Below are 13,560 nucleotides of genomic sequence, written 5' to 3' on the forward strand. Positions count from 1 at the left end.
CCGTTACCCTCCGGTCAACTCCGGTGACAGGACGGGTGAAGGCTAGGAACCGCACATACACGCTGGGCTATCCGTCAGCTACTTCCCGGTCGGCGGCGGGAGTGCGGGCAGCCGCGCCGCGAGCAGGCAGAACTGTCCCGCTGACGGCGGGCGCATCGATCGGGAGAGGTGCCGGTGGCGAAGCGGGGCGGCAGGGCCGGACGGGTCAGGACCGGGTCCGCAACTCCCCGGCCCTGACCCCGGCCGTCCGGTTGGGTAGCGGTCTGCGCCGTGGGAACACGGCAGGCGTGGCACGACGCCGTTCGCCGGGCTCCGCGCGGCGAGCCGGTATGCCCGCACTCAGCTCCACGGTGCTCTTACCACCGGACTCCGGTGCGCCCCCGTCTCACCCCGACGAGGCGCGGACGCCGGCTCAGGTTAGGCGCGTACGCGCAGGCCGGACAAGCGATGACCGGCGGCTGCGCTTGTGATTGATGTCTATGCGGAATTTCGGCATGTCGGCGTAACGGGGTCAGCCGGTTCCGCGCTGTTCGGCTTCGAGGTGCGTACTGCGCCCGGCCGGTCGCGGCGCGGCGGACCGGGCGGCGAGAGCGCCGGCGACGAGCGCCAGCGCGACCACGTGCAGCGCCCGTACGCCGGCCGGGCCGGGCACGTCCGCCGCGGGCAGCGCGGGCAGCAGCAGCGCGCCGAGCCCGGTGACCGCCAGCGCGACCCGCCAGAACACGGACGGGTTCGCCTCCGGCAGCGGTGGCGCCGCGCCCTCGGCCGGCTGTCCCCGGCGGGCCTCCCCCACGGCCAGGACGACCACCAGCAGACCGCCGCCGAGCCCGGCCGTCACGTCCACGAACTGGTACCAGTACACGCCGGTCAGGGCGTGGAAGTCGGCGATGCCGAGCAGCCGGGGCAGGCGTTCGCTGTGGCTGACCCGGTCCCACGCGATGTGACTGAACGCCCCGATGAGCGCCGAGCAGACCGACACCTGCCAGGGGTGCCGCACCCCGGCCAGCGTCGCGTACCAGGGCCAGCCGAACAACCGCCGCCCCGGCAGGTGCGCGGCGACGCCGGCGACCACGCGGCGCGCCACCCAGGCGTACGCGAGCGCGACCGGCAGCCCCCACCAGAGCAGCCCGCCGAGCGTGTGCGTGCGCATGCCCAGCGCCAGCGGCGTGCCGGTGAGCAGGTACGCCGCATCCGGCGCCACCGCACCGGCGCACAGCGCCACCCCGTCGAACCAGCGGGGCCGCCACAGCTTCAGCGGCAGCACCGGCGCCAGGTGCGACGGGAAGGTGAGTGGCACCCACCGGACGTTACCTGCCGCCTCAGAAGTGCTGGACCAGGTCGGGAAACGCGGCCAGCCGGATCACCTGGGAGTCGGACGGGTCCAGCTCGTCGTGCTCCAGGATCCAGGTGTTCTCGTTCGGGATGAAGACCGCGTTCATCCCGGCGGCCCGGGCGGGCAGGATGTCCGAGCGCGGGGAATTGCCGATCATCCAGGCGGCGGCCGGGTCGAAGGCGTGCTCGCGGGCCAGCCAGCGGTACGTGTCGGCGTCCTTCTCCGGCACGATGTGCGCGGAACGGAAGTGGTGCAGCAGTCCGCACGCGTCCAGCTTGCGCTGCTGCTCCTCGCGCTCGCCCTTGGTCAGCAGCAGCAGCTCGTGCCGCCCGGCCAGGTCGTCGAGCGTCTCGGCCACCCCGGGCATCAGCTCGACCTGGTGCCCGATCAGCGCCGCCGCGAGCTGCTCGATCTCGGTGCGCTCCCGGGCGGTGGCCGGACGTTCGCGCAGCTTCTCCAGGCACTCGCCGAGGCTGCGCAGGAACACCTTGCTGCCGTAGCCGTGCGCGACGGCGTTGGCCCGCTCGATGTCGTCGAGGACCGCGCGGATGCGGGCCCGGTCCAGCGTGGGATGGTCGAGCCAGGTGAGGAAGTCGTCGATCACCCGCTCGAACAGGACGTTGTTCTCCCAGAGCGTGTCGTCGGCGTCGAAGATCAGCACGGCGGCATCCCGGCGCGGCATGAGGCTCCCTCCCTCGCGGACCTCGCACACCGTACTGCCCGATCTCCGGACGGACCATGTGGATTATCCGGTCGGCGGCCGGTTACCGGCGGCTACCCGACTGCGCGATCCCTGGTCGGGCGACATGCTTCGGCCATGACGATCTCACCCGATCATCCACTTGGGCGCAGACGGGCCGCGGCGCTCGCCGTGGCCGCGACGCTCGCCGTCGCGGGCGCGGCGCTGCCGGGATCCCCGGCGCTCGCCGTGAACGCCGCACACACCACAGTCGTCGGCACGAACCCGGTCGACTGGACGCCGCACGCGCTGGACGGCACCGTGCACCGGATCCTCCAGATCGGCAACCGCGTCTACGTCGCCGGCACGTTCACCAAGGTGCGCAACGCCGGGCAGTCGGCCCAGCTCGCGATGCCCCGCCTGGTGGCCCTCGACGCGACCACCGGCCGGATCGACACCACGTTCCGGCCGCAGGTGAACGGCGCGGTGAAGGCTCTCGCCGCCGCGCCGGACGGCCGCTCGCTCTACATCGGTGGCGCGTTCACCACTGTCAACGGCGCCGCGGCGTCCCGGCTGGCCCGGATCGACGCGGCCACCGGCGCCCGGGTCGCCGGGTTCACCACGCCGGCGCTGAACAACCAGGTGAACGACATGCGCCTGGTCGGCAACCGGCTGATCGTCGGCGGCGCGTTCCAGACCGTCGGCGGGGTGACCCGGCGCGCCCTGGCGGCGGTGAACGCCACCACCGGGGCGGCCGACGCGTCGGTCAACCTGAACCTGGCCGGGCCGCGCACGACCACCTCCGGCGCCACCGCGCCGGTGAAGATCGAGGCCCTGGACGTCTCCGCCGACGGCCGGCGGCTGGTGTTCGTCGGCGGCTTCAGCAGCGTCGCGGGCGTGGCGAGGCACCAGATCGCCGTCGCCGACCTGAGCGCGTCGGGCGCCACGCTCTCCGGCTGGGCCACCGACCGCTATCAGCCGCAGTGCGCGCGGACGATGCCCGTCTACATGCGCGGCGTCGACATCTCGCCGGACGGCACCTGGTTCGCGGTGGTCACCACCGGCGCGGCGTTCCCGGGCACGCTCTGCGACACCGCGGCGCGCTTCGAGTTCGGCACGGCCACCGGCGGCAAGCAGCCGACCTGGGCCAACTACACCGGCGGCGACACGCTGCTGTCGGTGGCGGTCACCGGCGCGGCGGTCTACGTCGGCGGGCACCAGCGCTGGCTGGACAACCCGCAGGGCCGCGACTCGGCCGGTCCGGGCGCGGTGTCCCGGCCGGGTATCGGGGCGATCCACCCGACCACGGGCAAGGCACTGCCGTGGAACCCGACCAAGGACCGGGGTGTCGGCACCCAGGAGCTGTACGCCACCGACAGTGGCCTGTGGGTGGGCAGCGACACTGTGACGGTGGCCGGCGAGTACCACGCCCGGCTGGCGTTCCTGCCGCTGCCGTGAGCGCGCGGGGCGCGGCGGGCCTTCCCGTCGCGCCCCGCGCGTCAGCGGCGCAACGTGAGGATCAGGTCGGCGACCAGCGCGGTCCATCCGGTCTGGTGCCAGGCGCCGAGCCCGGCGCCGTTGTCGCCGTGGAAGTACTCCGGGAAGCAGATCAGGTCGCGCCAGTCCGGATGGGTCTGGAACAGCTGCGCGGCGCCGTAGATCGGTCGCCGTCCCCACCCGTCGCGGGTGAACAGCGAGATCAGCCGCGCGGAGAGGTCGTCGGCGATCTCGTCGAGCGACCGCTTGACCCCGGAGCGGGTCGGGTACTCGACCTGGAGGTCGTCGCCGAAGAACGCGGCGTAGTCGCGCAACGCGCTGATCAGCAGGAAGTTCGTCGGCATCCAGATCGGGCCGCGCCAGTTGGAGTTGCCGCCGAACAGGCCGCTGGTCGACTCGGCCGGCTCGTAGCCGACGCTGAACTCCTGCCCGCCGAGGGTGACGGTGAACGGCTTGTCCAGGTGGGCGCGGGACAGCGTACGCAGCCCGTACTCGGAGAGGAACTCGTCGGTGTCGAGCATCCGGGCCAGCAGCCGCACCACCTGGTCCGGGGCGACCATCGACAGCAGCCGTTGCTGGCGGCCGTCCGGCCCGATCCGGCGGCCGCCGATCACCTCGGCGTACTCGGGGCGGTTGGTGAGGAACCAGCGCAGCCGCGCGCCCAGCTCGGGCAGGCGGCGCATGGTGCGGGCGGTGAGCCGGGTGACGGCTGCCAGCGGCAGCAGCCCGACCACGGAGCGGACCTTGAGCGGCACCTTCGTGCCGTCGGCCAGGCGCAGCACGTCGTAGAAGAACGCGTCCTCGGCGTCCCAGAGCCCCTGCTCGTACGCCGCCGCGGCGATGTACGCGAAGTGCTCGAAGAACTTGGTGGCGGTGTCGGTGTACGCGCGGTCGTGCTCGGCCAGCACGATCGCCATGTCGAGCAGGTTGAGCGCGTACATGGCCATCCAGCCGGTGCCGTCGGACTGCTCCAGCACCCCGGCGACCGGCAGCGCGGCCGAGCGGTCGAACGGGCCGACGTTGTCCAGCCCGAGGAAGCCGCCCTCGAAGACGTTGTTGCCGCCGGTGTCCTTGCGGTTGACCCACCAGGTGAAGTTGAGCAGCAGCTTGTGCATGACGCGGGCGAGGAACTCGTGATCACGGGAGCCGTCGATCTCGAAGACCTTCAGCGCCGCCCAGGCGTGCACCGGCGGGTTCACGTCCCCGAACGCCCACTCGTACGCCGGGATCTGCCCGTTGGGGTGCAGGTACCACTCGCGCAGCAGCAGGAGGATCTGCTCCTTGGCGAAGCCCGGGTCGACCCGGGCGATGGTCACGCAGTGGAAGGCCAGGTCCCAGGCCGCGTACCAGGGGTACTCCCACGGGTCCGGCATGGAGATGACGTCGAAGCTGTTCATGTGCCACCAGGCGCTGTTGCGCCCGTGCCGGCGGCCGGCCGGCGGTGGCGCGGAGCCGGGGTCGCCGGCCAGCCAGCGCTCGACGTCGAAGTGGTAGAACTGCTTGCCCCACATCAGCCCGGCGATGGCCTGGCGGGCGACCAGGGCCTCGTCGGCGGTGGCGGCGGCCGGGATGACGCTGTCGAAGAACCGGTTCGCCTCGGCCCGGCGCGCCCAGAGCACGGCGTCGAACCCGTCGCCGAGGTCGGCCGGGGCGGGCGGCCCGGCGGCCGGCGGCGGCGCGGTGCGGGTCAGCCGCAGCCGGATCTGCCGCTGCTCGCCGGCCGGCACGTCGAGCACGTAGTGCAGCGCGCCCTTGGTGCCGGTGCGCTCCGGGTTGACGGTGGCCGCGCCGTTTACCACGTGGTCGTTGATGCCGTCCTTCGGGTACGCGGACCGCCCGGGCAGCCCCCACAGCCGCTCGGCGTTCGTCTCGTTGTCGCACAGCAGCGGCACCGGGTCGCCGTCGCCCTCCAGCAGCAGTTGCCCGAGCACCCAGTGCTCACCGACGAGCCGGGAACCCGTGCCGACCAGCTTCGGCACCCGGTCCGTGCCGGGCAGCCCCCAGGCCCAGGTGTTGCGGAACCAGAGCGTGGGCAGCACGTGCAGGGTCTCGTCGGTGTCACCCCGGTTCGCCACGGTGATCACCACGCACATGTCGGTCGGCGACGCCTTGGCGTAGTCGACCGTCACCGCCCAGTACCTGTCGTCGTCGAAGATGCCGGTGTCGACCAGCTCGTACTCGGTGTCGTCCCGGCCGCGCAGCGCGTTCACCGCGACCAGCTCGTCGTACGGGAAGGCGGCCTGCGGGTAGTGGTAGCGCCAGCGCATGAAGGAGTGCGTGGGGGTGCTGTCGAGGTACCACCAGTACTCCTTGGCGTCCTCGCCGTGGTTGCCGCCGTCGCCGCCGAGGCCGAACATCCGCTCCTTGAGGATCGGGTCGCGCCCGTTCCACAGCGCGAGGGCGAAGCAGAACGTCTGCCGGTCGTCGCAGACGCCTCCCATGCCGTCCTCGTTCCACCGGTAGGCTCGGGACCGCGCGTGATCGTGGGGGAAGTAGTCCCAGGCCGTGCCGTGCTCGCTGTAGTCCTCACGTACCGTCCCCCACGCCCGCTCGGACAGATAGGGGCCCCATGCGCGCCAGTCCTGCTCCCCGGCGTCGGCCTGGGCGAGCCGGTGCCGCTCGGGGTCGGGGGACGCGGAGGTCGACCGGTCGGTGATCACTGGCACATCTTCGACGCCGCCGGGGTACTTCTCCACAGCGGCCATTCTCGTCGTGGCATGTCACACCTCGCTGCCGGTGGAGGAAAGTTGATCGACATCCGTTTCGGGCCACGGGTCTGCGGGGAGCTGTCCGCCGCCGCCGCGCGGGAATGGCTGGTCACGGACGGGCTCGGCGGATACGCCATGGGTACCGTCGCCGGGCTGCGCACCCGCCGGTACCACGGACTGCTCGTGGTGGCCGGCGACACGCCCGCGTCCCGAAAGGTGGGACTCGTCAGCCTCGACCCGGCGGTGACCCTGCCGTCGGGGCGGCAGGTCCGCCTCGGCGCGCACGAGTGGTCCTCCGGCGTGGTCGACCCGCGTGGCTTCGAGCTGCTGGAACGCTTCGACCTCACCGACGGGGTGCCGCGCTGGCGGTGGCGCATCGGTGACGTGGTGATCGAACGGGAGGTCGCCATGACGTACGGCCGCTCGTGCGTCGCCGTCGTACACCGGTTGATCTCCGGCGGCCCGGTGCGGCTGGACCTCGCGGCGGCCTGCACCTGGCGAGACGCGCACGGAGAGCGGCGGGCCGACGGCCCGGCGCCCCGGCTGGAGCCGGCGGCCGGCGGCGCGGTGGTCGACGGCGCGTACCGGCTCGCCGGGCCGGACTGGACCCCGGAGGGGCAGTGGTGGCACGGGGTGCGCCACCGGACCGAGGCCGAGCGCGGCCTGCACCCCGACGAGGACCTCTGGTACGCGGGCCGGTTCACCGGCGCGCTCGACGAGCCCGGCGCGACCGTCTCGGTGCTGGCCTGGGCGGACGACCTGGCCGAGGAGCCGCCACCGGCGACCGCGGTGGTCGAGTCGACCCGGCGGCGCAACCGGGCGGTGGTGGCCGCGGCGAAACCCGGCGACGCGGTCGACGCGACGCTCGCGCTCGCCGCCGACGCGTTCGTGGTACGCACCGCCACCGGCCCGGACGTGGTCGCCGGCTATCCCTGGTTCGGGGCCTGGTCGCGGGACACGATGATCTCCTACGAGGGCCTGTTCCTGTGCACGAACCGGGCCGACGAGGGCCGGGACCTGCTGCGGGCGTACGCGGCCACGCTGAACGAGGGGATGCTGGCGAACACCGCGGACACCGGCCGGGTCGAGTACAACACCGTCGACGCCACGCTCTGGTTCCTGCACGCGGTCAGCCGGCACGTCACTGTCACCGGCGACACCGACCTCGGCGACGAGCTGCTGCCCGCGCTGCACGGCGTGGTCGAGGCGCACGTGGCGGGCACCCGGTACGGCATCGGCGTCGACCCGGCCGACGGGCTGCTGGCCCAGGGCGGCCCGCCGGACGTGGCGCTCACCTGGATGGACGCCCGGGTGTACGGGGTGCCGGTGACCCCGCGTACCGGCAAGCCGGTCGAGATCAACGCGCTGTGGATCAACGGGCTGGCCGGGCTCGCCGAGCTGACCGAGCTGGCCGGACGCGACGCCGCCGGGCTGCACGCCCTGCACCGGCGGGCCGCCGCCGCGTTCCGGGAGCGGTTCCCCGCCCCGGCCGGCTGGCTGTACGACGTGGTGGACGCCCCCGCACCGGCGTACCCGCTGGGCGGGGCCGCGCACCACGACGACGACCTGCTGCGCCCCAACCAGCTGCTCGCCTGGTCCCTGCCGTACGCGCCGCTGGAGCCGGACGAGGGCACGCTGCGCCGGCTCACCGAGGCGCTGGTCACCCCGCTCGGGCCGCGCAGCCTCGCCCCCGGCTCCCCCGGCTACACCGGTCGGCACCGGGGCGGCCCGGCCGAGCGGGACTCCGCGTACCACCAGGGCACGGTCTGGCCGTGGCTGACCGGGCCGCTGCTCGACGCGTACCGCCGGGCCGGGCTGCCCGCCGACGACCTGCTGGTGGGGCTGGAGGGCCACCTCGCCGAGGACGGCCTGGGCTCGGTGAGCGAGACCGCCGACGGCGCCGCCCCGCACGCGGCCACCGGCTGCCCGTTCCAGGCGTGGTCGGTCGCCGAGCTGCTGCGCGCGCGGCGCTCCCGCCGGTAACGCGTTACAGACCGGCAACCGGCGCGTCGCCGCCGGTTATCGACCCCTCGGCAGGATGGGTGGCGGCCCCACCGGACGCCCGCGGCGACGCCGCCGGAGGTGGGGACACCACAACTCAAAGGGGGCCGCGTGTCAGCTGACGCCGAAGTGATCGACATCCAGCCCGCCCGGCGCCTGCGGGTGCTGCTGCTCTCCTGGGAGTACCCGCCGGTGCTCGTCGGCGGCCTCGGCCGCCACGTCCACGCGCTGTCCGTCGCGCTGGCCGCCGCCGGGCACGAGGTCACGGTCGTCACCCGCCACGCCGAAGGCGCACCCCTGGAGGAGTACGCCGACGGCGTACGCGTCGTCCGCGCCGCCGAGGACCCCGTCCGCTTCCCCCTCGCCACCGGCTCGCTGCTGGCCTGGACCATGGCCTTCAACCACACGCTGACCCGGGCCGCGCTGCGCGCCACCTCCTCCGGCGCCTACGACGTCATCCACGCCCACGACTGGCTGGTCGCGCACACCGCCGTCACGCTGGCCGAACACCTGGACGTGCCACTCGTGACCACCATCCACGCCACCGAGGCCGGCCGGCACCAGGGCTGGCTGCCGGAGGAGATGAACCGCACCATCCACGGCGTCGAGCACTGGTTGAGCAACGCCTCCGGGCGGGTGATCGCCTGCTCCGGGTACATGCGCGACCAGGTGGCCCGGCTGTTCGGCGTACCGTCCGGGCGCATCGACGTGGTCGCCAACGGCGTCGACAACCGGGCCTGGCGGGCCCGGCCGCACGCGGTGGCCTCGGCCCGGGCCCGCTTCGCGGCGGGCGGGCCGCTCGTCGGGTACGCCGGCCGGCTGGTCTACGAGAAGGGCGTGCAGCACCTGGTGCACGCCGTGCCGCGCCTGGCCGACCGGCACCCCGGCCTGCGGGTGGTGATCGCCGGGGACGGCCCGTACAAGGACGAGCTGGTCGACCAGGCGCGGCGGCTGCGCCTCGGCGACACGATCCGGTTCGCCGGCTTCATGGACTCCACCCAGCTTCCCGCCGTGCTCGCCGCCACCGACGCCACGGTGATCCCCAGCCTCTACGAGCCGTTCGGCATGATCGCGCTGGAGGCGGCGGCCGCCGGCGCGCCTCTGGCGGTGGCCCGCACCGGCGGGCTGGCCGAGATCGTCGAGCCCGGGGTGACCGGGGTGACGTTCCCGCACGGCGACCCGGACGCGCTGGCCGGCGCCGTCGACCGGCTGCTCGCCGACGAGGTCTTCGCCCGCCGGGTGGCGCGCCGGGCCCGGACCATGGTGACGCAGCGGTACGCCTGGTCGGCGATCGCCGCCCGCACCGCGGGCAGCTACGCCGCCGCGCGCCGCGACCACGACGCGTTCCATGCCCGCCGGGCCACCGCCCTGCTGGCCCGGGATCGTTCCGCGATCACCATTCCGGAAGGGAATCTGCTTGCCGGTACGGCCAGTTAGGGCATGACGTTCCGCCAGGCGATAGGTACCGTCCGATCCGTTGGCTATTGTGGACCACTGACCAGCGGTGAGGAGTGCGGTGCGGGACGTAGTGATCGCCGGACGGTACCGCCTGCTCGACCTGGTCGGCCGGGGCGGGATGGGCCAGGTCTGGCGGGCGCGCGACGAGGAGCTGCACCGTGAGGTCGCGGTGAAGCAGGTCGTGCCGCCGAACTGGCTCGCCGAGAACGAGCGGGACGAGTTGCGCGCCCGGACGCTGCGCGAGGCGCGTACGTCCGCGCGGCTCAACCACCCCAACGTGGTCCGCGTCTACGACGTGGTCCGGGTCGAGGGCGACCCCTGGCTGGTCATGGAGTACGTCCCGTCCCGCTCCCTCCAGGAGATCGTCGAGGCCGACGGGCCACTGCCGCCCGGGCGGACCGCCGAGATCGGGCTGGCGGTGCTCGCCGGGCTGCGCGCCGCGCACGACGCCGGGGTGCTGCACCGGGACGTGAAACCCGCCAACGTGCTGCTCGCCCGGGACGGCCGGGTGCTGCTCACCGACTTCGGGCTGGCCGTGTTCCAGGGCGGCGACGGCGCCATGACCCGCCCCGGCCTGGTCCTCGGCTCCCCCCAGTACGTGGCGCCGGAGCGGGCCGCCGAAGGCGTGTCGAGCGTCGAGGCGGACATGTGGTCGCTCGGCGCCACGCTGCACGCCGCCGTGGAGGGCCGCTCGCCGTACGCCCGCAGCACCGCCATGGCGACGCTCGCCGCGCTCGCCACCCGGCCGCCCGACCCCGCGCCGCACGCCGGTCCGCTGACGCCGGTGCTGGCCGGGCTGCTGCGGCGCGACCCGCGCGCCCGGCTCGGCCACCACGAGACCGCCCGCCTGCTCGGCGTGGCCGCGGTGTCCGACGCCGACGCGACGGCGGGCAGCGGGTCCGTGGGCCGGTCCGCCGTACCGCCCGACCGGCTGTCCGCCGGGCGCGAGGGCGACGCTCGGGGACGTCCCCCTGGCGCGGGCGCCGGTGACGAGCCGGCGACCCGGGCGGCGGGCGCCGTGTACCCGGACCTGATGCCGCCGGCCGCCGCCGCCCGCGCCTGGAGCCGGGCGGCGAAGCGCAGCGAGTGGGCCCCGCCCGCCGAGGGCGACCAGGCGACCCCGGCCGGTGCGTCCGACTCCGCCGACCTGCCCGGCCCCTCCGGCGAATCCGGCCGGTCCAGCCCTTCCGGCGCCGCCGCCCGCTCCGGCCAGTCCGGGCACACCGGGCCGGTGGACCGCTCCGGGCAGTCCGGCCCGGTGGGCTCGGCGGATCGACCCGAGCCGCCGCCGCGACCACGCTCCGAGCCACCGCAGCGGGACCGGTCCGGCGAGCTGGGGCGGGCGGAGCCCGCCGCGACCGCGCCGGCGGAGCCGCCCCGGGAGGCCCCGGACCGTCCGGGTCCGGTCAGCCTCGGCCCGACGGTCCTCACCAGCTTCGTCGACCCGGGAAGCCCGACCGGCCCCGAGTCCGCGCCCCGCGCCGACGCGCTGAGCCCGGTGCGCATCGCCGGCCCGGACGCGGCGCCGGTCGCCCGCCCGGCCCCGGTCGCCCACAGCGGCCCCGCCGACAGCGGCGCGCTGCGGGCCGGTCCGCCCTCGCCCACCGGGGTTCCCCGCCCCGCTGACCGCCCGCTCGACGCCGAGGATCAGAAGCGGCTGCAACGCTGGGGTCTCGCCGTGGGCGCGGTGCTGCTCGCCGTGGCGACCGGCGTCGGCACCGCGCTGGCGGTCACCGACGGCGCCGACGACCATCCGGAGGCGCGCAGGTCCAGCGAGACCGTCGTGCAGCCCTGGGACCGCCCGCCCGGCGGCCCGGGCGCGCCCCCTCCCCCCTTTCCCTGTGTCCGGCCGGACGTGACGGGCACGCCGGTCCGCAAAGGCCCACCCCCCGAGGACCCGGCGGTGAACGTGCCGGCCGGCTGGGTCTGGCCCGCCGACACCGGCGGCTTCCACATCGCCCTGCCCGCCGGGTGGCTGCAACTGCGCTCCGGCGACACGACCTGCTTCCAGGACCCGGCCACCCGGCGCATCCTCGGCGTCGAGCCGTACCCGGGTGGAGATCCGGTGGGCCGGCTGCGGTCGTCCGAGCGGGACCTGACCTCCGCAGGGCGGCTGCCGCAGTACGAGAAGGTCCGGCTGGCCGCCGACGGTCCGGGCGCGGAGTGGGAGTGCCGGTGGACCGCGCCGTACGGCGAGCGGATGCACGCGTTGCGCGTACTGCCCGGTCAGCGGGCCGGGTGGACGCTCGGCCTGACCACGTCCGACGACGACTGGGCCGCCGCGTCGAAGCAGTTCGCCGTCATCCGGGCGAGCCTCGGAACGGTCCGGCCCACCCGTACCGCGGGCTGAACGCCACCCGTCCCATCACCGACAGTCGGCGTGGCGCCGGCCGCCCGTCCCGCCATACTTCCGGGTGACCGCGGTACGCCGTCGGGCGCCCGCGGCACCCCTTCCCCAGTGGACCGTCCGGCTGATGCCCCGCTGTCGCACGGGCTGACTACAGTGGCGTAGTTTTTGTGGATCAAGATCTTCGGGAAGGGCGAGCCGAGATGATGGGACCGTCCCACGCGCTCTCGGGCGCGTCGGTGTGGCTGACCGGCTCCTGGGCGATGGCCCAGTTCGCGGACTACCACCAGACACCGCTGGCGCTGGCGGTGGGCACCGCGGTATGCGCGGGCGGGGCGCTCTTTCCCGACCTCGACCTGTCCGGGAAGGTCACCCGCAATCAGGGCGGCGCGACAGTGGCCCGTACGTTCGGCGTGTTCAGCCTCTTCGTCGCCGAGGTGATGGAGAAGATCTCGCTCGGCGTCTACTACGCCACCAAGCTCAGCAAGGATCCGCGCCGCAACAACGGGCACCGCACGCTCACCCACACCATCCCGTTCACGGTGCTGGTCGGCTGGGGCACCACCGCGCTCTGCGCCCACTACGGCAAGTGGGCGGTCGTCGGAATCCTCTTCTTCATGATCGGCCTGGCGTTGCGCGGGCTGTTCGACAGGTGGGCCGAACGCGCCGGCTGGGTGGTGGTCACGCTGGTGTCCGCCGCCGCGGCCTGGTTCACGTTCGCCAACCTGCCCGGCGACCGCGGCTATCCGATGATCGGCCTCGCCGTCGGCGTGGGCTGTTTCGTGCACATCCTCGGCGACATGATCACCCGGGCCGGGGTGCCGATCCTCTGGCCCATCCCGATCAAACGCCGCATGTGGACCATGATCGGGCTGCCCAACAAGATCGCCCTGCGTACCGGCAGCAAGGCCGAGACGGTGGTGCTGCGCACCGCGATGACGATCCTGTCCGTGCTGGCCGCGGTGGGGCTGGTCGCGCCCTCGGTGCTGCAGCGCTTCGACATCCAGGTGTAGCCCGGGCGGGTCAGCCCGCCTCGGCCCGCACCACCCGGGCGTCGGCCACCCGGCGCCGGATCAGCCGGGCCGTCCACCCCACGCCGCGGGCGGTGAGCGCGTACGCCGCCGTCGGCGCGAGGGCCAGCAGCGCGCTGATCCCGGCCACGAGCGGCACCCAGGTGCCGGGCACGTCGGTGGCGACCGCCACCGCGGCGGCGTACCCGGCGGCCAGCACGACCGCGACGAGCCCGGCGTACGCCAGCGCCGGCGCGGCCCGACGCCGGCTCGCGGCCTCGCCGAGCGCGACAGCCGGCGCGAACAGCAGCGGCAGCGCGGCCACGCCGAGCAACGCGGCGATCAGCACCAGCAGCGGTCCGGCCAGCGGGCCGCCCGGGTCGGCGCCGGTGACCAGCGCGTACGCCAGCAGGCCGAGGTAGCCGACGACCGCCTCGGCCACGACGACGAACCAGGCCGCCGTGGCTCCCGCGAGATGACGAGCGATGGTGGTGCCCATGTTGTGCCCTCCCCCGTGGCGGACGTCC

9 protein-coding genes are annotated in these 13,560 nt (G+C 74.4%); 5 read left to right on the plus strand and 4 right to left on the minus strand.

Features of this window, described 5'->3' with window-relative positions; genetic code table 11:
* Positions 1–511 precede the first annotated feature (511 nt).
* Together FHU28_RS24050 and FHU28_RS24055 are read right to left on the minus strand one after the other, a co-directional pair.
* Entirely contained in the window at positions 512–1,297 is a 786-nt protein-coding gene (locus tag FHU28_RS24050; protein WP_184686699.1) for a DUF4184 family protein, read from the minus strand.
* Between the two features lie 22 nt (positions 1,298–1,319).
* Positions 1,320–2,015 carry an HAD family hydrolase gene (locus FHU28_RS24055; protein WP_073831812.1) on the minus strand — a complete coding sequence of 232 codons (696 nt, stop codon included), beginning with the start codon at positions 2,013–2,015 and terminating at the stop codon, positions 1,320–1,322.
* Between the two features lie 135 nt (positions 2,016–2,150).
* Between FHU28_RS24055 and FHU28_RS24060 the strand changes: the two genes are divergently transcribed.
* A complete protein-coding gene (locus tag FHU28_RS24060) occupies positions 2,151–3,470 on the plus strand; it encodes a hypothetical protein (protein WP_221453279.1) in 1,320 nt (439 codons plus the stop codon).
* A gap of 41 nt (positions 3,471–3,511) precedes the next feature.
* On the opposite strand, the gene FHU28_RS24065 is transcribed toward FHU28_RS24060, so the two are convergent.
* Positions 3,512–6,214 carry an MGH1-like glycoside hydrolase domain-containing protein gene (locus FHU28_RS24065; protein WP_184686700.1) on the minus strand — a complete coding sequence of 901 codons (2,703 nt, stop codon included), beginning with the start codon at positions 6,212–6,214 and terminating at the stop codon, positions 3,512–3,514.
* 42 nt (positions 6,215–6,256) lie between these two features.
* Here FHU28_RS24065 and FHU28_RS24070 point away from each other — a divergent pair, with 42 nt between their 5' ends.
* From FHU28_RS24070 to FHU28_RS24085, 4 genes are all read left to right on the plus strand, one after another.
* Complete coding sequence (locus FHU28_RS24070) at positions 6,257–8,200, plus strand: amylo-alpha-1,6-glucosidase (RefSeq protein ID WP_184686701.1); 1,944 nt, start codon at positions 6,257–6,259, stop codon at positions 8,198–8,200.
* 129 nt (positions 8,201–8,329) lie between these two features.
* A complete protein-coding gene (locus FHU28_RS24075; protein WP_311773645.1) occupies positions 8,330–9,655 on the plus strand; it encodes a glycosyltransferase family 4 protein in 1,326 nt (441 codons plus the stop codon).
* A 139-nt stretch (positions 9,656–9,794) separates the two neighbouring features.
* Positions 9,795–12,026, plus strand: coding sequence for a serine/threonine protein kinase (locus FHU28_RS24080; protein ID WP_221454405.1), 2,232 nt, complete (start codon positions 9,795–9,797; stop codon positions 12,024–12,026).
* A 200-nt stretch (positions 12,027–12,226) separates the two neighbouring features.
* Positions 12,227–13,036: a metal-dependent hydrolase gene (locus tag FHU28_RS24085; RefSeq protein WP_184686704.1), complete on the plus strand. Its 810-nt coding sequence runs from the start codon at positions 12,227–12,229 to the stop codon at positions 13,034–13,036.
* Positions 13,037–13,046: 10 nt separating this feature from the next.
* Here the strand turns inward: FHU28_RS24085 and FHU28_RS24090 are convergent, their stop codons facing one another.
* A complete protein-coding gene (locus FHU28_RS24090) occupies positions 13,047–13,532 on the minus strand; it encodes a hypothetical protein (protein WP_184686705.1) in 486 nt (161 codons plus the stop codon).
* Positions 13,533–13,560: the final 28 nt, after the last annotated feature.

This window comes from Micromonospora echinospora, assembly GCF_014203425.1.
In the GTDB taxonomy this organism is placed as follows: domain Bacteria; phylum Actinomycetota; class Actinomycetes; order Mycobacteriales; family Micromonosporaceae; genus Micromonospora; species Micromonospora echinospora_A.